The following is a 21,901-nucleotide window of genomic DNA, read 5'->3' as shown; positions in this document are numbered from 1 at the left end:
AGGTATATCTTGCTGTTGCCAATAGCAGGATTGAACCATTCACCGGGGAAGCAGGAGATGGATAGATATATTCCATTTCTTACATTTGTACAATCTGCACATAGCAGCCTTCATGCGTCATTACGCGTGAAGGCTTTTTTTGTTATCCGGCATATCACTATTCATTCAAAAGCGAATTCACCCTACATGATATAAAAGGAGCGGATATTTATGATTCAACCTCAGGTAGAGCAAGTCATCGCAATGGCAGGTCAATACAATCTGGTGCCGATTACCAAGCGGCTGCTCGGAGATATGGAGACACCGATCCGCATATTCCAGCGTTATGCCGATCACAAACGTGCCTTTCTGCTGGAGAGTGTAGAAGGTGGCAGCAAATGGGCTCGATATTCTTTTATCGGCAGTGATCCTTTCCTGATGATCTCGGGCAAGCAGGGACAGATTACACTGGAAATGAACGGCGAGAAAAAAGCATTAACCGGTAAGCCGGTCGAACAGCTCAAAGCGCTGCTGCGTCGTTACCGCAGTCCCAAGCTAGATACGCTGCCTCCTTTTACAGGTGGAGCAATCGGATTCTTCGGTTATGATCTGCTGCAGTATTACGAGAAATTACCGGCCCATCGTATAGATGATATGGGTATGGATGATATCCAGTTTATGTTCTGTGATCAGATTGTCGTGTTTGACCATGTAAAACAGCATATTCTGCTCGTCAGCAATGTACATATCCCTGAAGGAGCTGATGACCAGCAGATTCGCAAAGCGTATGATCAGGCTTCACACAAGCTAGAAGCAATGGAGCTGCTGCTGCATAACCAGCCGCCGATCAGTACGGCAGGACGTGCTCCGGTATCAGAAGATATCGAGCTGGGCGAGATTCAGTCGAATATGACCAAGGAAGAATACCTGGACGGAGTAAGCCGGGCCAAAGAATATATCCGCGCCGGAGACATTTTCCAGGTAGTGCTGTCCCAGCGTTTCCATATTGAGACCGAAGTGGCTCCGCTGGAAGTCTATCGTGTACTGCGGACGATGAACCCCTCCCCGTATATGTATTATCTGAAAATGGACGACGAGATCATCGTCGGTACATCACCGGAGGCACTGGTCAAAGTTGAAGGCGATCGGCTGCAGACTCGTCCAATCGCAGGTACCCGGCCAAGAGGCAAAACCGAAGCGGAAGATCAGGCGCTGGCCGAAGAGCTGCTTCAGGATGAAAAGGAACGGGCTGAGCATCTGATGCTCGTAGATCTGGGACGTAATGATCTGGGTCGTGTATCCGAGTTCGGTACAGTCAAAGCAGATTCTTTTATGCAGATCGAGAAATACTCGCATGTCATGCATATCGTATCCAATGTATCGGGTCAGCTGCGTAAGGATAAAGACTTTTTCGATGCATTTCTCTCCTGCCTGCCGGCGGGTACCGTATCGGGTGCACCCAAGCTGCGGGCGATGGAGATTATCGCGGAGATTGAGAATGAGGCACGCGGCGCGTATGCCGGTGCGATCGGGTATCTGGGCTTTTCGGGCAATATGGATGCCTGCATTACGATCCGGACGATTATTTTCAAACATGGCCGTGCTTATGTACAGGCAGGTGCCGGAATCGTCTGGGATTCCATTCCGGAAAATGAATATCAGGAAACGGTCAACAAAGCAAAAGCGATGCTCAAATCTATCCGAGTCGCTGAAGCGATGTTTCCACCGAAATCCAACCATCCGGAGACTGTAACCAATCAGGATTATCTGTACGGCTACGAACCGGTATAAGCAGACAACCTATAAATCAAGCAGGTTAAGAGCCTGAATTTATTATAAATCACAGAGCCGAGCGAATAGACAACCGGCAGATCCAAGAGGAGGAGACGAGATGTATACATCAGCTACGATGCAGCAGGCGATTACCAAAGTCATTCAGGGAGAGCATTTGCAGCGTGAAGAAGCAAACCGCGTGATGAGTACCATCATGAGTGGAGAAGCTACACCTTCACAGATCGGCGGACTGCTGACAGCGCTGCGGGTAAAAGGAGAGACCGTCGAAGAAATCGCAGGCTTTGCCGAAGCGATGCGCATGAGCGGCGGACGGGTGCCTGTATTGTCTTCCAACCTGCTGGATACCTGTGGTACAGGCGGTTCAGGGATTCACAAATTTAATATTTCTACTGTGTCTGCTATTATTGCTTCATCGGTATCGGTACGTGTAGCCAAGCATGGCAACCGTTCTGCTTCCGGTAAGGCAGGCAGTGCGGATGTACTGGAAGCACTTGGAGTCAATATCGGGCTGAATGCAGATCAGGCAGCACGCTGTCTGGATGAAATCGGTATCTGTTTCCTGTTTGCACAGGTATTCCATCCCTCTATGAAACATGCCGCCGCTACCAGACGCGAGTTGGGCGTACGTACCGTATTCAATATGCTGGGACCGCTGACCAATCCGGCTGGTGCAGATCGTCAGCTGATTGGACTCTATGATGCCAGCAAAATCGAGACCGTCGCCGAGACGCTGAATCTGCTTGGACTCAAACGTGCGATGGTCGTTGCCAGTCATGATGGACTGGATGAGATCAGTATTGCAGCGCCTACCCGGATCGCCGAACTGCGTGATGGACAAGTGAAGACGTATGAAGTGCATCCACATGATTTTGGACTGGATATGCATCCGCTGGAGCATATGCTGGGCGGCGATGCTCTGCAAAATGCGGATATTATTCGCCGGGTACTGAATGGCGAAAAAGGAGCGTACCGGGATGTAGTACTCGCCAATACAGCTGCCTGTATTTACCTGGCAGGACAGGCGGATCATCTGGCCGAGGGAGCAGCTATTGCAGCCGCCGCTATCGATTCCGGGGCAGCAGCGAACAAGCTGGAACAACTAATTCAGACAACGGAGGCATACAGTTATGTATCTTGATCGTATCGTAGTAACCAAACAAGGTGAAGTAGAGCAGCTCGCCAGCCGTTTCTCGCTGGCAGACGCAGAACGTCGGATCGCAGACATGCCTGCAACGCGCGGGTTCCGTCATGCATTGACATCGGACGCCAATCGGAATGTTGGTCTGATCGCCGAAGTGAAAAAGGCTTCACCTTCCAAAGGATTGATCCGACCGGACTTTGATCCGGTGAATATTGCCCGTGCGTATGAACAGGCGGGAGCTGATTGTATATCTGTATTGACCGATGTGCAGTATTTCCAGGGAAATGATCGCTATCTCACGGAGATTCACGAAGCGATTCAGCTGCCGCTGCTGCGCAAAGACTTTATTATAGATGAACGGCAAATCTATGAAGCACGGTTGATTGGAGCAGATGCGATTCTGCTAATCGCGGCTATTCTGACGCCTGCGCAGATTCGTGATTATCTGGCGGTTGCTGTATCGCTTGGACTGGATGTACTGATCGAAGTGCATGACCGTCATGAGCTGGAAATTGTACTTGCAGCCCCAGGAGCGACAGAACACGGATTGATCGGAGTAAATAACCGGGATCTTAAGACTTTCGAAACCTCGCTGTCTACAACAGCTGAATTGATTCGTCTGCTGCCAGAGGGAGTACCTCTGATCAGCGAAAGTGGTATTATGTCACCGGATGATATCCGTTATGTAGCGGAAGCTGGCGCTGCCGGGGTACTGGTAGGCGAATATTTTATGCGGCAGGAAGATATTGCACAGGCTGTAAGAACCCTGATGGAGCCTGTACAGTTTCGTAAGAATCACCAAGCGGCTACCGAGGCTTCCCATGAATAAACAGCAGCAGCCAGCTGCTTCTTACCCTGGTGAATCACCTGTAAAAGAGGACAAAGAGCACAGCAGCCAAGCCAAAACGAAGATAAAAATTTGTGGACTTCAAAGCGTTGAAGTGCTAAAATCTATGATACCGCTACCCGTCGATTATATCGGATTTGTGTTCGCCAGAAGCAAACGGCAGGTGACTGCACATCAGGCGGGTGAATTGATCGAAATGCTCCGGCAATGGCCGGAAGGACAGCGTCCGCAGAGCGCAGGCGTATTTGTGAATCCGGAACTGGATGAACTAGTCCGGATTACTCATGAAGCTCCATTGGATATTATCCAGCTGCATGGCAAGGAATCACCGGAGTTTTGCCGACAGGTGCGCGAAAAACTGGGCGTACAGGTCTTCAAGGTTATCTCCCTCAGCAGCAATCCACAGCAGTCTGATACTGCTGCCCAATTGGAAATGTACAAAGGCACTGTAGATGCCTTTTTATTAGATACGTATGACCCTCTGTACGGAGGAGGCTCAGGCAAAACATTTGCCTGGGATCAGATCCATGCTTACCACGAGTGGACAGCAGAACATCAGATTCCGCTATTCGTCGCAGGCGGACTGAATCCCGAGAATGTAAAGAGCCTGCTGTCCGGCTATCCCCTGGAAGGAATTGATGTATCCAGCGGCGTAGAGACAGATGGAATCAAGGATATAGCCAAAATTAAATCGTTTGTGGAAAGGGCGAGAGCATAATGACAACACTACCTGATGCAAAAGGAAGATTTGGAGACTTCGGCGGACGCTATGTACCGGAGACGCTTATGAACGCACTAATCGAGCTCGAAGAATCCTACCGCAAATATGCGGCTGACGATGAATTTAATGCAGAGGTTAATTATCTGCTCAAAGAATATTCCGGACGCGAGACACCACTTTATTATGCCGAGAGACTGACCGAACAGCTGGGTGGTCCCAAAATCTACCTCAAACGTGAAGACCTGAACCATACCGGTGCCCATAAGATCAATAACGCTATTGGTCAGGGTGTACTCGCCAAGCGTATGGGTAAAAAGAAAGTTATCGCCGAAACAGGAGCAGGGCAGCATGGTGTAGCTACAGCGACTGTAGCCGCGCTGCTCGGTCTGGAATGTAAAGTATTTATGGGTGAAGAAGATATCAAGCGTCAGCAGCTGAACGTATTCCGTATGAATATGCTGGGAGCTGAAGTCATTCCGGTTACGTCTGGCAGCCGGACGCTCAAGGATGCGGGAAATGAAGCATTGCGCTACTGGGTCAGCAATGTAGATGATACCTTCTACATTCTCGGTTCGGCGGTTGGTCCGCATCCGTATCCCATGATGGTGCGTAACTTCCAACGGGTAATCGGGGACGAAACACGCCGTCAGATTCTGGAAAAGGAAAATTGTCTGCCGCATACGGTAGTCGCTGCAATCGGTGGCGGCAGCAACGCAATCGGCATGTTCTATCCTTTTGTGGAAGATAAAGACGTGCGTCTGATCGGAGTAGAAGCAGCCGGACGCGGTATTGATACACCGCTGCATGCTGCAACGATGAGCCTCGGTACCAAAGGCGTATTCCAGGGTTCGATGAGCTATCTGCTACAGGATCAGCACGGACAGGTACAGGAAGCACACTCGATCTCTGCAGGATTGGATTATCCCGGTGTAGGGCCGGAACACTCCTATCTCAAAGATATCGAACGTGCCCAGTATGTACCGATTACCGATCAGGAGGCGCTGGATGCACTCAAGCTGCTGTGCCGGACGGAAGGAATTATTCCAGCTCTGGAATCGGCTCATGCGATTGCCCATACCGTCAAGCTGGCCAAGGAAATGACATCCGAGCAGCTACTGGTCATTTGCTTGTCGGGCCGCGGTGACAAAGATGTAGAATCCATTATGAGATATGAGCGGGAGGGATCACTATGAGCATTACAGGGCAGAGCCAGAACCGGATGGATGTTACCTTTGCAGAGCTCCGGGAGAAGGGTGAGACCGCATTGATTCCGTTCCTGACCGTGGGTGATCCTGACCCTCAGACTACGGTAGATATTATTGTAGAGCTGCAGGAGGCAGGTGCGCATATCCTGGAACTTGGTGTTCCTTACTCTGATCCGCTGGCCGATGGCCCGGTGATCCAGCGTGCTTCCCAGCGCTCATTAACCCATCAGGTAACGATTGATACCTGTCTGGAAGTTGCCGAGCAGGCCCGCAGCCGTGGAGTAACGATGCCGTTTATTCTGTTCACTTATTACAATCCGATTCTGCAGTACGGACTGGATCGATTCTTCGAACAGATGCAGCGTTACGATATCAGCGGCATGATTATACCGGATCTGCCGGTCGAAGAATCCGACGAGATGCGCAGCCGTTCCAGAGCTGCTGGTGTCAGCCTCGTGCCGCTGGTAGCGCCGACATCCGAAGAACGTATTGCTTCTATCCTGGATGGAGCGCAGGGATTCGTATACTGTGTGTCTTCTCTGGGAGTCACCGGAGAACGCGCTTCGTTCCATAACAATGTGGAGCAGTTTATCCGTAATGTCAAAGCTAATACGGATCTGCCAGTAGCTGTTGGATTCGGTATTTCCAGTCATGAGCAGGTAAAGCAGTTCTCCGAGTTCTGTGATGGAGTCGTTGTGGGCAGCGCGATTGTACGTCAGATCGAATCCCAGATTCCGCTGCTGACCGATCCGGAACGCAAAGCGGAAGGACTGCTGCAAATCCGGAATTTTGTATCCGATCTGATCGGTTCCGACTAACCCGGGTTTACCTTTCAACACTTATAATCCGGATCCTCTATAACCGGGAACGTCAAATCTGGATAGCACCATAACTATATATAAGCTTACTGCCATAAAAGGTACAAAAGAGTACTTTAGTACAGAATATTCTGTACTGGAAATACCTGCTTTCTGGCAGTCATCATGCTGAATCAGCGGATGGAATGATATCGAATCAGTCGGAAGCAGGTTTTCCGCGGAAACGGTGAATTCCTTCCGCTAATTCTGTATAATGTAATGAATCTACAACAGTCAAGAAAATGTAAACAGTCCGAAGGAGTGGTCCCAATGAAACCGAAATCCCGTATTGTAAATATTCCCGTATACCAACCGGGCAAGCCAATTGAAGAAGTAAAGCGCGAGCTGGGTTTGACCGAAGTAACCAAGCTGGCTTCCAATGAAAATCCGTATGGATCTGCTCCTTCTGTCCAGCAGGCGATTGCTGCCGAACTGACTCAACTGCATCTGTATCCGGATGGCGGCGCTGTCGAATTGACCTCCGAACTGGCTGCTTCTCTGGGCGTAACGTCCGAACAGATTATTTTCGGCTGCGGTTCCGATGAGATTATTGCTTTGATTACGCGCGCATTTCTGGAACCGGGCGATGAGACAATCATGGCCGATCAGACATTCTCCGTATATAAAAGCAATGCGGATATCGAAGGTGCTGCTGTTCACGAAGTACCGCTCAAAAATGGCGTACACGATCTGCCAGGTATGCTGGCGCAAATTAATGATCATACCAAAATTGTCTGGGTCTGCAATCCAAACAACCCGACAGGTACGATTGTAGATGAAGCCGAATTGGTCCAATTCATGGATCAGGTACCGTCTCATGTACTGGTAGTACTGGATGAAGCGTACTACGAATATGTGGTCGATGGCGCTTATCCACAAAGTGTTCCGATGCTGTCCAAGTATCCGAATCTGGTCATTCTGCGCACATTCTCCAAAATCTACGGACTGGCTGCACTGCGCATTGGTTACGGAATCGGTGGAGCCGATGTAATCAAACTGATTAATCAGGTACGCGAGCCTTTCAACACTTCACGAGTAGGTCAGGCGGCTGCCCGTCAGGCACTGCGTGATCAGGATTTTGTAAAAGAATGCCGTACGAAAAACCGTGAAGGTATCGATTATCTGACAGGTCATTTCGAACGCCTGGGATTGTCTTATTTCCCGAGTCAAACGAACTTTATTATGGTCGATACCGGACACCCGGCCATGGAAGTATTCCAGTCCATGCTGAGCCGCGGCGTTATTATCCGTGCAGGCCATCACAAATACCCTACGTATATCCGTGTAACTGTAGGAACAGCACGCGAGAATGAGATTTTTATCCGTGCACTGGAAGAAACACTGCAAGAACGTACAGCTGCTGTCTAAATGCTGTAACGAGCAAGTTAATCATTTGGGTACAGGCGGATTTTCTCCGGCAGAGAAGCGGGCCGGGAAATTCGCTGCTCATCTGTGCATACAGATTATGATGCTTTAAAGCATCTATGCAGCAGATACCCATATATTTACGTAATCTAATCAACGAAGAATGAGTGGGATAATCATGATAACGAAAATTACAATCTTCGGTGTAGGGCTAATTGGCGGCTCGCTCGCGCTTTGTTTTAAAGGCAAGCCGGGTCTGCATGTGACCGGTTATACGCACTTGCCGGAATTGATACATACGTATCAGGAGCGACAGGTGGTTGATCATGCCACACTGTCTATGGAAGAAGCTGCACTGGATGCCGATTTTATTTTCCTCTGTGTACCGGTTAGTCTGCTCGGTACCTATCTGGAGCAGCTGAGTCGTCTGCCCTTGAAGCAAGGTTGTATCATTACCGATGTAGGCAGTACCAAAGCTTCCATTGCTGCCTGTGCAGAGCAGCTTCAGCTGCATGAAGGTGTGCACTTTATTGGCGGCCATCCTATGGCAGGTTCGGAACGCTCGGGAGTAGGCGCAGCTTCTTATCTGCTGTTTGAAAATGCCTACTATGTGCTGACGCCTCCGGAGCATGTGCCGCAACCGGCCTATGAGCGTCTCGCTGATCTGCTGACACAGCATACCCGAGCCCAGGTCATACGGGTGGAGCCGCAGATGCATGACGAGATCGTCGGGGCGATCAGCCATTTGCCCCATGTGATTGCTGTGGCGCTTGTCAATCAGATCCGGCAGTACAATGAAGGCAATCCGTTATATCGGATGCTGGCAGCAGGAGGATTCCGGGATATTACCCGGATTGCTTCCAGTGATCCAATCGTCTGGCGCGATATTCTGCTCAATAACCGCCATATTATACTGCAGCTGCTGGAAGACTGGAATGAAGGTGTAGAACAGTTTATCGGCTTGCTGGAGAGTGAGGATGCCCGCGGGATTGAGGAACAATTTGAAAAAGCCGGTGCTTTCCGCGACGAATTGCCTGAACGCCGCAAAGGCATGATTACCAAGCTGTACGATCTCTACCTCGATGTGCCCGATCATCCAGGGATTATCGGCAAAATTACGACCGAGATCGGTAACCGCGGCATCAATATCAGCAACGTACAGATTATCGAGAGCCGGGAGGATGTGCCGGGTGTGATGCGCCTGTCATTCCGCAACGAGCATGATATGGAACAAGCCAAAGCGATGCTGCAGCAAAATGAATATTCGGTATTTGTCTGAGTATATATCGGTCATATTGCGCGTAAGAACGCTTTTTATTACACCTGTATAGGGACAATACCAGATGAAAAAGGAATTCTGTTCAAGTTGGCAGAGTTCCTTTTTGTTTTTATCAGGCTGTAAAGGGTAATAGGCTGTGGAATGTAAAATAATTTCCAGTTTATCGATAACAGACAAAGGAGGAAAATTAATGACACCCCGTACAGGATATATGAATATTCAAAATGATCTGGTGCAACCACGCCACATTCACAGCAAGCGCAATCTATGGTCGGGTGTTTTATTTGGTGTAGGGCTGGCCGCTTTTATCGATGAGACTATATTTCACCAGCTGTTGCACTGGCATCATTTTTATGACTTGTCCACAACAGCAGTCGGACTGGTATCGGACGGATTTTTCCATGCTTTCAGCTGGTTTGCCACCATTGCTTCGCTGTTTTTATTCGCAGATTTGCGTCGGCGCAAAGCGCTCTGGCTTACACGATGGTGGGGAGGCGTGCTGCTGGGAGCAGGTGTATTCCAGCTATACGACGGCTTGGTACAGCACAAACTGATGCGTATTCATCAGATTCGCTATGATGTCGATGTAACGCCTTATGATTGGACATGGAATATTATTGCAGTGGTTATGATCATTGTGGGCAGTCTGCTGGTGTGGAGAACACGTCGAAGCGTATAGAATGCCTGGCAGTTCATATCTAAATTTGGTAAGTTAATCAGATGCCCAGATGAATTAATCAGACAGCATACGTGGTATTGAGAGGAGGACAATAGCTATGGAACATGCCTGGGTCCATGGAGGAAATCCGGCATCTGTTGCTATCGAGTTAATCGTCACACTGCTGTATGTGTCAGTCATTATCGGTTACACGCTGCTGGGACTGCTATCCAGTCAAACGTACAGACCCTGGCCGATGTATCGCTATCTATGCTGGTATGCAGGCTGTACCTGCTCGGTAGTGGTCATTATTGGACCATTCGCTGCAGCTGCCCATAGCGATTTTCGCATACATATGATCGGTCATCTGCTGCTGGGCATGCTGGGACCACTGCTAATGGTATTATCCGCTCCCATGACTCTGCTGCTACGCAGTCTACCGGTTAGCCTGGCACGTAGACTGAGCGTTCTGCTGCGCAATTCGTATATTTCATTTATTTGCCATCCGGTTATCGCAGCGTTGCTCAATACCGGTGGACTATGGCTGCTGTATACGACACCGCTCTATACATGGATGCATGAGTATACTGTGGTGAATCTGCTGGTTCATCTGCATATTGCTCTGGCAGGTTATGTATTTACCATCTCCCTGTTGTATGTGGACCCGATAGCTCATCGTTACAGTTATGTATACCGGGCTATCGTAGCCGTGATTGCAGCTGCTCTACACGGGATGTTGTCCAAACACCTGTATATTCATCCACCTGCAGGTGTACCGGTAGGACAAGCAGAGGCAGGAGCACAGTGGATGTATTATGGCGGTGATCTGGTGCAGCTCATTATTATCGGATTATTCTGTTATGAGTGGTACCGTACAACGCGCCCGCGTCAATTGGATGTAAAAACCGCTTTGGATGTTTGATTCCAAAGCGGTTTTTGTATGGAAAACACATATAACATTTAAGCATATATCACAGTAATTAAAATAAATGTAAAATTATCAAAAAACTTTAGCTAAAAGGGTTGACGTAATGAAAGCGCATACAGTATACTTTAACTACAGTATGGTTTCTCTCCACTCCTATCCAATAACTGGAGTTTCCGAAATATGAAACTCGAACCGCTAACTTATGTTAGCGGTTTCTTTTTGTCCTGATGGCGTTTGCGCTTTGTATACTATACCGATATTTCTTGCATGTCACCCTAGTTAAAGTGTATTTAACCTGGAAAGCCTGGGATAATTTTTTGTGTTAGTAACTCTATAAATAATTATCTTGCTAACGCTGCATAGCGGAAAAGTGCTGTTCAATGATACATATCTTAATCTACGAACTAACCATTCTATACTAGATACTATTTTAAAGCCTGACCTTTTAATATACGGCAAACTAAACAAGAACAAAATGGATCCGATGTTTATTCAGAATATTACAGACGCAAGCGCAGCTGGTTTGCTGGTAGGTGCTTATCATTACCTGGATGAATCGGTTACGAATCCGGCACAGGCACGGGTAGCAGCAGGGAAGTTCTACACGGCAATTATGGCAGGCTGTGGAGTGGATCTGCCACCTGTACTGGATTATGAGCATAAGTCTGACTCGGTCAGTCCGGCAGGAGCGTCCGCAATCGCTCTGGCTTTCCTGCAGGAGATCGAGTGCCTGACTGGCAAACGACCGACGCTGTACACTATCCGTCATTCATCGGCAATTTCAGTAACCTGCAGCAGTATCCGCTTTGGATCGCACGCTGCAGGATACGCAGCTGATCGAAGGCAAGTCTTATGTGCAGGTACGTCCGCTGGTCAAAGCATTTGGCGGCATGCTGATATGGGATAACAATAATAAAAAATTGACTGTGACAAAGGGAACAATTAACATGGAACATTTCAATCAAGTAATGGCGTTTGCATCTATCTGTACTATCTGTCATCATTCTGGCTGCTATGCAGCTGGTCAAGCAGACCGTACCACTATCGAACAGTTTCATACCACTGGTCGGATTGATCGTTGGTCTGCTGATCGGCTAGGCAGCTCAACCGTTCACCGATCTTGATCTCACACTACGATTATGGGCAGGTGCGTTTGCTGGTTTGTCCGCTACTGGACTATTTGAATTGGCATTGAGTAACCGCCTAGGAACAAGCAAGGATGTAGACAAAAATTAATCTATCCGATCCAATAAACCCATACAAATCCGGAAGCAACGGTGTGACCCTGCTGGCATACGCCAGTGGGGTCATTTTCTATTTGAATGGTGTTATAAATACATATGAGTTAAAATTAGATATTGAGATAATAAATAAAAAGTATATAATAGAACATATGTTCCTAAAGAGAACACGTGTTCCTATTGCCAAAATATTCATTATTAGGGAGAATAGTCCTGAGTATATAAGACTATCATCTATTTTGAACGGAGGAACTATTTTGGCAAGAAAATTTCAGTTTTACAATGTTGTAATTACGCTCAATAATACAGCTACGCGACTTTACTTTTCGGAATTTTTAGATAAAGTTCAAGGTATCGATTGGAATAAGAGAGTACGGAAAATTAACAATTACCCTACTGCACTATTTGAGAATGTAGTGCCTAATCTGGATCAGACATGTCGAGTAGGAGCAATTGGTAAATATAGACAAACGGTAAAGCCATATATTGGGGATTTGAATAAAAGTGTAGTTCAAATGATTGAAGATGATATTATTGAAATGACTACATTTGTAGTCGCTCCTCAAGTTCAAACTGTTCTTGTTGAGTCTAACCTTTATGGTAGTAAAGCAAAGGATATTGAAGAATATTTCAATTCTTTTTTGGCTAATAGTGATCCTCGAAAACAATGGGCAGTTCATTTTATGCCCGTTGATTCTAACCGTAGTCTTGCAGATATTAGAGCTTCAAATGATATTAAGGATGTTCAGTTGAAATTCAACGTAGACAGCAAAGATTACGATTTGTTACAACAACGTATAGAAAATAAGAAACCAAAAAAAACTTTAATAGAGAACTTATTAAATGTTGGAAAAGAGATTCGGGAATCTATAGAGGCACCAATTGTAGATTTAAAATTTGGTAAAGGAAGAAAAAGAAAGCTAGAATTGGATAATGCAGAAATTGTAAATGTAATAAGTCAATTAAATATTGATGAAAACGAATCTGTGTTATCTTGTACGGTGAATTTTAAAAATTCTTCTGGGCACTACGAAAAATTAGATCTTAAAAATGTAGGTATTAAAAGTGATTTTGTATTAAGGGAAGACAAAGGGAGTCACGGTTGGGAATTTATCGGTGATAAAATTCTTGAAAAATATATCGAGACTGGGAGGTTAGGTGGTATTGCACAACGAAGACTGAAATTCCATGAGGAAAATGTGGATATGCCTAAACTTTCATCCAATGTTCCAGAGAAATACTTTGTTAAAATGGAAGTTGGAGAGCGGGAAGAAGAGGGTGACTCTGCCTAACTTTTGATTAAGAAAGTAGTGTGATCACTAATGAAAGAGATATTAATAGGCCTTTTTGCAATGATAATTGAAAAGTGGCTTCTCAAAATAACGTGCACACTTTTCACTCTTATTTTTTGTATAAATAAATTATTTACTATGTTTTATAATAATGGTGAGCCTAATTCGCTAGAATTAGGCTTGTATAATTATTACGACATCTTAATTCAGCCCAACATTGGTACTATTACAACAGTAGCTTCTATTTTCATAGGCATATATATAACTGTAATCACTGTTATAGGTGGAATTAAAGTTAACTCAGTTATGGCTTTAATTAGCGAAAATGATTTGGGGAAAATTGTATCGTTTATTATAACTGGTTTGATTTATGCTTTTGCAATTGTTTTTTATTCTTTTATAACAGAGATTATTACTAGTAACTTTGTTCAAGCTTTCTTTTACTTTTTATTTTTAATTGCAATGCTTTCTACAGCATTACGATTTGGTATTAATTTATGTTTAATTTATACCTATGAATTTAAAAAATTGACAGAAAATTTAGAAGCAGAGAGAAAAGAGTTAGAAAAAAATCAATATATCATGTCGCGGTTGGAAAGTTATTTAGAAGATGTAGAGTCAGAAAGGTTAAGAAATAGCAATAGTGAGTAAGTTTGAAATCATAAAAGGCTTTGTTTTTTATCGAAGAGCCTTTTGGTATGATCTAGTTGCATTGGTAGTAAGTTATCTATATACTGTAACTAATATCTAGGAGCACCTCGAAAGCTGAGGTGACTTATGAACAAACTACCAATTATTCGTTTTATTGTGGTGATTACTCTAATTGTGTTTTTGATTTGCCTGTTCGCTAAGCCGGTATCTTAACAAATCACATTCTATGAGGGCGCCTAGAGGGCTGTTGCTGTCGAGCAGCGTCCCTTTACAAAAGGTAAATAAAATGAATTAGATAGTATATACTTAGAAGGATCAAGGGTTTTATCAGCATATGCTGGTAAGGCTCTTTTTTGCATAATAGGAGGATGATCGTATTAGAAAGACCAACATATAAGGAAGTAAAAACAGATATGGAATTACTGGCAGCAGCACTGTCCCAGGTACGTGTCAGAGTAGAAACAGAATCAGAACTCGAAGTAGATATCATTGTAGATTATGGTAGTAAGGTTAAGCTCTATACGTCCAATTAAAAGGAATTGGATCAGCGTTTTTATTCAATTTTGGGAAATCTTCGCCCCCTAAATCTTTAAACTGTAAAACTCGAACCGCTAACTTATATTAGCCGTTTCTTTATTGTTCTGACAGCGATTGAGCGAACTTTGAATTGCAGAATCATTATATGGTATAACAGATAAGGGAGTTTTTATCTGCAGGTTGTTTGTCTGCGGATTATTCGTTTGCAGATGGAAAGGGGAAAGGGATCACTCGTTTGGCAGGATGTTCTGTTACTGCACATACATAATTGTTTTTGATACATACCTATAACGTTGTGAGACATCCAGCACTATAAATGGTTACCAGTGACTTTGATGATCGGATTCGTCCAGCATTACACGTTCCTGCGTTAATGCTTCGATTCACCAATAAGCAGAGCTATTTACACAGCAATGTTATTTCTAAATTGATAGCCGTATATCCAGAATTTCACCTTCGGTTACAGCGGAATATTGGGGTATGGACGAATACTAACATACTGTATTCAACACTCCATAGCAGACGAAATAGCAGTACAATTGTCGTCTTTATCCAGCGAACAGGATTAATTTTACAGACAGATCAGCAACCTTTTAACTTTGCTATCCGTCTAAAAGTCAGGTATGATATAAAGGTTGCTCTATTATATTGCATGGAAATGAGTAAGTAGACAACCAGCTTTTTGCTTATTTCCAAAGGATATTTGGCTGCTTGATACAAATAAAAAGCAAGCGGAATATGCTAAGTATAAACGAATCTATTAGTATGCAAGAAAGCGACTGTAGAGTCGCATTTGATAAATAGAAGTGCCATGTGCCTTTCTTTCCCATCAGCCTGCTTGAGGCTTGTACCAGTTACTCCAGTTGCTTGCCGGATCGACAGGCAAGTTTATCTTTCATATCAAATCAGTGAATTGTTGTCGGCTGCGGAAAATGTTAGGAATACCGCAACTTTTGCCGTCCTATCCGGTATTATCTAATACATAAGGAATAGGAAGATGCGGCGGCAACAATGAGGAGGGTCGCATTTCAATGACAGATTCCCTGTTAATTCAGGAAATTAAAAACGGTGATGTAGAGCTGTATTCTGAGCTGATGCGCCGTTACCAGCGCAAGATTCTGGCGTTTATCTATCATATGCTCAAAAGCTCCAATCTCGAAATAATGGCAGAAGACCTGTGTTCGGAGACGTTCTACAAGGCTTACAAAAGTCTGCACTCCTTTCGGGAAGTGGATGCTTCATTCTCCACCTGGCTGTATACGATCGCACGCAATACCGTACTGAGCGAGCTGCGCAAGCAAAAGAACGGCAGTATTCCTCTCGAAGAGAGCGGCTACACGCCGGTTGCGCCGAACAGTATGGTGCCCGAACAGGCGGTACTGCGCGGCGAGCGCGTCCAGATGGTACGTGAAGCGATAGACCAGCTGCCAGAAAAACAACGATCTGCTTTGATCCTCCGCGAATACGATCAGTTGGATTATCAGGAAATTGCTGATATCCTCTGTCAAAGTGTAAGCTCCGTCAAATCTCTATTGTTCCGGGCGAGAGCGAGCGTAAAAACACGGCTGGAGCCGTATTATTATGACTCGGTCTACAATCAGCCTAGTGAAGGGATGAAGAGAAAATGAATTGCAGAGAGGCCGAAGAGCTGTTCGGGATCTATTGGGACCTGACGCCGGATGATCCACGCCGGTTGGCACTGGACGAACATGTTCGGGAGTGTCCTGACTGCGCGGCAGAATTTGAAGTGTGGAAAGAAAGTCATGAACTGATTCAGGCAGAAGCAGCCCAATTGGAAGAGATGCCGACCATGACAATCCGCGCGGAAAATATAAACCGGAGTGTCATGGACCGGATTTATGCCGAATCGCCGTGGCTGGTACAGACCGATGTAAAGCGTGGACCGATTTCACGCCTGTTCCGCCGCCGGTTATCCGTCTGGATGTCTTCGCTTATTGCGGTCTTTATATGCAGTTCCATTTACTTGACACTCGATATGACAGGCACGTTTGAGCAGCAGCCCCAGCCCGAGAGGGTAACCGGTATTGTACCTACAGCGGTTGCTACAGGAGATGATAGCACGGTTGTATATTCCTCGCTTCATTTTGCCGGATCGGAACGGGGATTGATTGATCCGCTGGTCATTCCGATGAATCCGAGCCATCCACAGTATTGGATGATTCTGTCGCTCGTCGGTATGCTGCTTGCGCTGGTCTCCCTGCGCTGGCTGGCCCGTACCAAACATCAAAATTAAATACAAAGATGCAGAGCCTACAGGCAAACTCCGTAATTGGACCGATGCCCGCAGGCTTTTCTTTATGTTATGCTGTATATATTCATAGCCAATACATAGCAGCGATCGCAGTAGGCGGGAGCAGTTGAAGGAAGGGTGTAACAGGCAGATGCGGATTGGTTTGATCAGGCACGGCTTGACCGACTGGAATGCGCTGGGGCGTATTCAGGGTCATAGCGATATCCCACTTAACGAAGAAGGGAGGAGACAGGCAGCCCGGCTGGCCGAACGACTGGCAGTAGAACCGATTCACTGGGATCATATGATTTCGAGCAGCCTGCAGCGGGCACATGAGACAGCCCGGATTATTGCAGAGCGACTGGATATTCCATTATTGGAACCGGATGAACGGCTCAAGGAACGAGGATTCGGTCAGGTGGAAGGACTTACCTGGGAAGAACGTGAAGCCAAATGGGGTTCAGACTGGGAGACTCTGGAGCTGGGACAGGAAAAGGTGGAAATGCTGCAGGAACGGGGCATGAGTTTTCTCAATTCGACCTGGGAGCAGTTCCCCAATCATAATATTCTGGTTGTCAGTCATGGCGGTTTTCTGTCTCATGTGTTTACTTTGTTGCTGAAAGAGCAGCATACCGAGCGAATTGGCAATTTGTCTTTGACAGTTCTGGAACGGGAAGCCGAAGAATGGAAAGCTCTGTTGTATAACAATACGGATCATCTTCAATCGTAAGATATAACCGGACATATAGGCGTAAATCGAAGCATGAGCGTGATTGAGGTTGATTGAACAACTATCATCCATGCTCTTTCGTCTACATGGAAGCATAGCGGCAGGAGAATACGGACAGGAAGAAATAGTGACTATAAGAAGTTTACAGCATTGTCATTAATTTTTCTCTATTTTTTTGTTAAATTACTGATGCGCTTACACGTATTTTGGTTAAAATCCAGATAAGGAGCGGATAACATGTTATTGCCCTACCACAATCAATGGCCGATTGTACCCACAAATACATTCATAGCCGAAGGTGCCAAGCTGATCGGTGATGTAACACTTGGTGAGGATAGCAGCGTATGGTTTAATGCCGTACTGCGCGGTGATCTTGCTCCGGTAATTGTCGGAGACCGGTGTAACATACAGGATCTGGCTGTAGGACATGTACATGAGATTCACCCCTTAATTATCGAAAATGATGTTTCCGTCGGACACTCTGCCATTGTTCACGGCTGCCGAATCGGTCAGGGATCGCTGATCGGAATGGGTGCTATTCTATTGAACGGTGTAGAGATTGGTGAATATTCGTTAATTGGTGCAGGTTCAATTGTAACAGAGAACAACAAAATTCCACCTTATACTCTGGCACTCGGTTCACCGGCACGTGTAATCCGCGAACTGACCGAAGCTGATCTGCAGCGAATGGCCAGGACTACACAGAGCTATGTGGATAAAGGAAAAGAGTTCAGGAATCCATGAATAGCATTATGGAGGTGCGCCCTATGTACAAGATGAAAGTAACCTATGAAGTCATGTTGGGTTTGGCAGCTGAGATGGTATGGGACCAAGTACTTCGCGAACATCGGATTGAGGAACTGAACACACTTATTGATCGGGCGCTTGCCGACAGAGATGAAGAATCTTTTCAAAAGTGGACTAATGAATTGCGTTCATTAGCACCAGCAATTGAAGTCGAACTGCCAGAAGTGGAGCATGATGAACGTAAATCATTATCTCACTAGGATGTCACACATATATTACTTAATCCTGTAAAAGTCTGCCGTAATCTGCGGTAGACTTTTTTTGGTATGTGCAGCTCTCAATATTACTTGCTTGTTCATCTACTTACTTTTAAAATAATAAGGATGATGCCTGTTCGAAGCAGAAGATTATGACATTGGTAGCAGCTTTTGCCGGATAGAGATAAAGGAGAATGAGAATGCCCATTTCTTATTTATGGAGTAGAATGTTCCTAACGAATCGCGGGTTTTTATGGCTGCTCTTGATCTGTAATATATTGGGAACCATCTATGGATACATATGGTATGGATTGCAAATGGAATATACACTGGAACGCTGGCCGGCCTGGATGGTTATTTTTGTACCGGACAGTCCAACCGCTAGTCTATTTTTCAGTATTGCCCTGTTATTCTTAATGTTTCCGCCACGCAGTGGATGGCTGCAGCTAATACGCAAACTTATGGAAGCACTGGCAGTAGTCACATCTGTCAAATACGGGGTATGGGCAGTGACAATGATCTTTTGGGGGCAAGCACTGGGAGATACCTTGGTATGGGAAGACTGGATGCTGACCGTATCCCATCTGGCTATGGCTGTGGAATCATTATTATTTGTTCGTTTTTTCATATTTGGGTGGAAATCACTGGTCGCTGCACTTGTCTGGACGCTGCTAAACGATTATATGGATTACAGTCAAGGAATATATCCATGGCTAACCGAACAGCTCGTAAAACGACTTGATCAGGTACGTAATTTTACCGTATGTCTGACGATAGCTTCTGCATTTGTAGGCGGTCTGGCGCTATGGCAGGCACGATACGCGCGACATAACAGATAATCCAATTATGAGGTTGTTTGGCCGAAAGTCGGATCTTTTACTCCCGGCGGTTATATAACTGAGGAGATGTCAGATTGTAAAGGAGTAAACTCGTGTCAAAAATTTATCGTACCAAGCGTATAGAGGGAATCACTGTTCCTGGTATTATTCATAACGGCAGTTATTTTATGATCAATGTAGATGTGTATGAAGATGGAATGGTTAATTGCTGGGAACTGGTGGATATGCATGGGTTAAAGAACAAGTTGGAGCAAGGCTGGCTTGTTCCCGGTATTCCTGATGAAGAGCATCTGTCTATTTTCCAGCTGGGCTATTACAAGGTAGAAAATGCGGATTGGCTGTACACTCCCGAGACCTATTATGCGCATCTCCAGCAGACAATCCATCAGCTGAATCCCGATGCAGCGAATATATATACGATCCATGAACGGGAACAGCAGCTTATGCAGCAGCGAAAAATCATCTATTCGCCAAAGGCTGTCCCGTTTCATGTAGAAAACGAGATCGGATATTCTACAGTCGATGGCAGTGGATTTTATATTTTCTACCGTGGATCAGAACAAAATAGTCTTGTATATCTGAATGTCTATCAGGATGGCCGGGTGGATTGGATCCATGATGGACAAGAATATGTCTCGGATATGGATAAAGTACAGGAGTTGTTCGAAGACGGAACCTTTTTTACCGATTGTAAGCATTCGGTCCGAATCCAGATTGGCGGATTGGCCGAAGTTACACTGACAGGCAGCGCATCTGCTTCTGCCGCAGATAAGTATGCAGAACTACAGGAGATGCATATCCGCCTTCGGGGAGGCAAAACGGCGATGGAACACTGCAGGGCCTGTTATCACGCCTATCTGGAAGAACCATCGGAATATCACCGCGAACAGCTGCGGGAAGCTTATGAGAAAATACCTGAGCATAAACGCATGTTTCTGGGAGATATGGATAGCAGGGATAGCGACTATGTGCGTATTATTTATGATCCTGAGGATAAGCGGGAAGTGTAAAAAACCAGGACTAGACTGTAATGAACAAAAAAAGCAAAGAGAAGGCTGTCGCAAGACAGTCTTTTTGTCATGATTCGAAATAGGAAATGAACCAAATACTATGCTGGTGCATCTATATGTATACAGGAAAGGAATTATGATAAATAAACAAACAGATAACAGGGAGGGACAATCCGTGTGGAGTGGAATGAGGAAGTGATTCGGGCACAGCAGGGAGACCAGCAGGCTTTTACAAAGTTAATCCACAGGCTGGATATGAACCTGTACAGGCTCGCGCGCTCTATACTTAGAAATGATGAAGATTGTGCAGATGCTATACAGGAAACGATAGTAAAAGCGTATTTGTCGCTTGCGCAATTAAGACAGCCAAAAGCATTCAAGTCCTGGATATACCGCATTCTGATTAATGAATGTTATGCGACGTTGCGCAGACAGGAGCGGGTAGTCAGTACAGGAGAAGAAATCAGTATTGCCGATGTACATAATTATTATGAACGAGTCGATCTGCTGGAAGTAGTAGATCAATTAGATCAAGAGCTGCGTGCTGCAGTGATTTTATATTACTTTGAGGATATAGCAGTTCGCGATATTGCAAAACTGCTGGCTATCTCTCCCGGCACTGTAAAATCCCGTTTATATCGTGCCCGTGCAATACTGGCAGCCAAGCTTGAACTGGAAACGGATGGGGGGATTCGCTATGAATAATCATCTGGATCAGCAATTAAGAGAAAAAGCACAGCAGATTCACATGGAGCTACCTGAAGTGATCCGGCAGCGTATAGATCAGACGCTATCTAATTTGCCCGATCAATCGGATAGAAAAAATGATAATCGTCCTGCAAAATTCCCACATAAAAAGAAGTATAGCATATTAAAATGGGCGGTTAGTGCTGTCGTTATTATTAGTCTGATTGCTGGAGTTGCATGGTATAAGGTTCCCGCTTTTGCAGATATTATACGTTCTGTATTTACAGATAAAAGTGGACCGGACTATGGACTTCTGAATGCCAGAGAGCTTGGACTTGTTCAGCATCCTGATATTAAAGTTCAAAGTAACGGTTATACCATAAAAGTTGGCGAAGCTATTGCTGATCCGACTCGTGTAATTATGGCGCTTGAGGTCTATGGACCTGACGGCAAAATGGATCGAGATCTATTTTTCAATCATGATGCTATTTTAGTCAAAGATGAGACAGGAAAAGTAGTAGGTACAATGTATGATGTTGGCGTCACTACTGATTTTTACTATATGATTGTCTCATTCGCAGAACCCCTGCAGACCCAAAATATCACTATAGAATCGAATATTACCAGTATGAGACAATCAGGTGAACAGAATAAAATATATGGGAATTGGAAATTTAAATTTGCTATCGATCTCACGAAAGCAAATCAACAGACCCAAATTGTCCCATTAAAAGGCACCTATACTTCTCCAGATGGAATGACCATAAGCCTGAAACGGATAACACGGATGGTGCGGGGGTCAGGCTGGAAATCGATAGCCAATTATCAGCCAAAGCATTACGCCGCTCTCCAGGGGAATCATGGAAAAAGCAAGAACTGAGATTC

The 21,901-nt window shown here is 45.4% G+C and carries 24 protein-coding genes; all 24 read left to right on the top strand.

Translation table 11 applies throughout. From position 1 onward, the window contains the following. The first annotated feature begins 210 nt into the window (after nt 1–210). The 24 genes from trpE to AR543_RS16510 all read left to right on the top strand — a co-directional run bounded on the left by trpE (nt 211) and on the right by AR543_RS16510 (nt 21,896). Nucleotides 211–1,770, top strand: a complete 1,560-nt coding sequence (gene trpE, locus AR543_RS16620; RefSeq protein WP_060535559.1) for an anthranilate synthase component I — start codon at nt 211–213, stop codon at nt 1,768–1,770. 100 nt (nt 1,771–1,870) lie between these two features. Then, entirely contained in the window at nt 1,871–2,911 is a 1,041-nt protein-coding gene (gene trpD, locus AR543_RS16615; protein WP_060535558.1) for an anthranilate phosphoribosyltransferase, read from the top strand. Next, complete coding sequence (gene trpC / locus AR543_RS16610; RefSeq protein ID WP_060535557.1) at nt 2,901–3,743, top strand: indole-3-glycerol phosphate synthase TrpC; 843 nt, start codon at nt 2,901–2,903, stop codon at nt 3,741–3,743. Before trpD ends, trpC begins: the two co-directional genes overlap by 11 nt. Continuing rightward, nucleotides 3,736–4,479: a phosphoribosylanthranilate isomerase gene (locus AR543_RS16605; RefSeq protein ID WP_082472262.1), complete on the top strand. Its 744-nt coding sequence runs from the start codon at nt 3,736–3,738 to the stop codon at nt 4,477–4,479. The genes trpC and AR543_RS16605 overlap by 8 nt, the downstream gene beginning before the upstream one ends. Continuing rightward, nucleotides 4,479–5,675, top strand: a complete 1,197-nt coding sequence (gene trpB / locus AR543_RS16600) for a tryptophan synthase subunit beta (protein ID WP_060535556.1) — start codon at nt 4,479–4,481, stop codon at nt 5,673–5,675. The genes AR543_RS16605 and trpB overlap by 1 nt, the downstream gene beginning before the upstream one ends. Further along, nucleotides 5,672–6,505, top strand: a complete 834-nt coding sequence (gene trpA / locus AR543_RS16595; RefSeq protein WP_060535555.1) for a tryptophan synthase subunit alpha — start codon at nt 5,672–5,674, stop codon at nt 6,503–6,505. The genes trpB and trpA overlap by 4 nt, the downstream gene beginning before the upstream one ends. A gap of 309 nt (nt 6,506–6,814) precedes the next feature. Further along, nucleotides 6,815–7,912 carry a histidinol-phosphate transaminase gene (hisC, locus tag AR543_RS16590; RefSeq protein ID WP_060535554.1) on the top strand — a complete coding sequence of 366 codons (1,098 nt, stop codon included), beginning with the start codon at nt 6,815–6,817 and terminating at the stop codon, nt 7,910–7,912. 175 nt (nt 7,913–8,087) lie between these two features. Continuing rightward, complete coding sequence (locus AR543_RS16585) at nt 8,088–9,188, top strand: prephenate dehydrogenase (protein ID WP_060535553.1); 1,101 nt, start codon at nt 8,088–8,090, stop codon at nt 9,186–9,188. 190 nt (nt 9,189–9,378) lie between these two features. Next, the gene (locus AR543_RS16580) at nt 9,379–9,867 is read left to right on the top strand and encodes a DUF2243 domain-containing protein (RefSeq protein ID WP_418304201.1); all 489 of its coding nucleotides are present in this window, start codon (nt 9,379–9,381) and stop codon (nt 9,865–9,867) included. 97 nt (nt 9,868–9,964) lie between these two features. After that, entirely contained in the window at nt 9,965–10,768 is an 804-nt protein-coding gene (locus AR543_RS16575) for a cytochrome c oxidase assembly protein (RefSeq protein ID WP_060535552.1), read from the top strand. A gap of 481 nt (nt 10,769–11,249) precedes the next feature. Further along, entirely contained in the window at nt 11,250–11,681 is a 432-nt protein-coding gene (locus AR543_RS16570) for a GH25 family lysozyme (protein WP_060535551.1), read from the top strand. 68 nt (nt 11,682–11,749) lie between these two features. Next, nucleotides 11,750–11,872 carry a hypothetical protein gene (locus AR543_RS25070; RefSeq protein WP_418304200.1) on the top strand — a complete coding sequence of 41 codons (123 nt, stop codon included), beginning with the start codon at nt 11,750–11,752 and terminating at the stop codon, nt 11,870–11,872. 181 nt (nt 11,873–12,053) lie between these two features. Continuing rightward, nucleotides 12,054–13,307 (top strand): hypothetical protein, encoded by a 1,254-nt coding sequence (locus AR543_RS16560; RefSeq protein ID WP_060535550.1) that lies wholly within the window; start codon nt 12,054–12,056, stop codon nt 13,305–13,307. Between the two features lie 30 nt (nt 13,308–13,337). Continuing rightward, nucleotides 13,338–13,958, top strand: a complete 621-nt coding sequence (locus AR543_RS16555) for a hypothetical protein (RefSeq protein WP_060535549.1) — start codon at nt 13,338–13,340, stop codon at nt 13,956–13,958. 368 nt (nt 13,959–14,326) lie between these two features. Then, entirely contained in the window at nt 14,327–14,491 is a 165-nt protein-coding gene (locus AR543_RS24350) for a hypothetical protein (RefSeq protein WP_158523986.1), read from the top strand. A 1,035-nt stretch (nt 14,492–15,526) separates the two neighbouring features. Further along, nucleotides 15,527–16,123 carry an RNA polymerase sigma factor gene (locus AR543_RS16550; RefSeq protein WP_046215028.1) on the top strand — a complete coding sequence of 199 codons (597 nt, stop codon included), beginning with the start codon at nt 15,527–15,529 and terminating at the stop codon, nt 16,121–16,123. Continuing rightward, nucleotides 16,120–16,749, top strand: coding sequence for an anti-sigma factor (locus AR543_RS16545; RefSeq protein ID WP_060535548.1), 630 nt, complete (start codon nt 16,120–16,122; stop codon nt 16,747–16,749). Before AR543_RS16550 ends, AR543_RS16545 begins: the two co-directional genes overlap by 4 nt. Before the next feature lie 148 nt (nt 16,750–16,897). Then, nucleotides 16,898–17,476 (top strand): histidine phosphatase family protein, encoded by a 579-nt coding sequence (locus AR543_RS16540; RefSeq protein WP_060535547.1) that lies wholly within the window; start codon nt 16,898–16,900, stop codon nt 17,474–17,476. 237 nt (nt 17,477–17,713) lie between these two features. After that, nucleotides 17,714–18,220: a gamma carbonic anhydrase family protein gene (locus AR543_RS16535; protein WP_060535546.1), complete on the top strand. Its 507-nt coding sequence runs from the start codon at nt 17,714–17,716 to the stop codon at nt 18,218–18,220. Between the two features lie 23 nt (nt 18,221–18,243). Then, nucleotides 18,244–18,483: an IDEAL domain-containing protein gene (locus tag AR543_RS16530; RefSeq protein WP_060535545.1), complete on the top strand. Its 240-nt coding sequence runs from the start codon at nt 18,244–18,246 to the stop codon at nt 18,481–18,483. 197 nt (nt 18,484–18,680) lie between these two features. After that, nucleotides 18,681–19,319 (top strand): DUF1405 domain-containing protein, encoded by a 639-nt coding sequence (locus tag AR543_RS16525; protein ID WP_060535544.1) that lies wholly within the window; start codon nt 18,681–18,683, stop codon nt 19,317–19,319. 92 nt (nt 19,320–19,411) lie between these two features. Next, a complete protein-coding gene (locus AR543_RS16520; RefSeq protein ID WP_060535543.1) occupies nt 19,412–20,329 on the top strand; it encodes a DUF7638 domain-containing protein in 918 nt (305 codons plus the stop codon). A 177-nt stretch (nt 20,330–20,506) separates the two neighbouring features. Next, nucleotides 20,507–21,034 (top strand): sigma-70 family RNA polymerase sigma factor, encoded by a 528-nt coding sequence (locus AR543_RS16515; RefSeq protein ID WP_060535542.1) that lies wholly within the window; start codon nt 20,507–20,509, stop codon nt 21,032–21,034. Then, nucleotides 21,027–21,896 (top strand): DUF4179 domain-containing protein, encoded by an 870-nt coding sequence (locus AR543_RS16510; protein WP_060535541.1) that lies wholly within the window; start codon nt 21,027–21,029, stop codon nt 21,894–21,896. Before AR543_RS16515 ends, AR543_RS16510 begins: the two co-directional genes overlap by 8 nt. Nucleotides 21,897–21,901: the final 5 nt, after the last annotated feature.

Origin of the sequence: Paenibacillus bovis (assembly GCF_001421015.2) — a bacterium.
GTDB classification, from domain to species: Bacteria; Bacillota; Bacilli; order Paenibacillales; family Paenibacillaceae; genus Saccharibacillus; species Saccharibacillus bovis.
The sequence above is the reverse complement of the archived record's forward strand: the minus strand, read 5'-3'. Positions and strand labels throughout refer to the sequence as shown.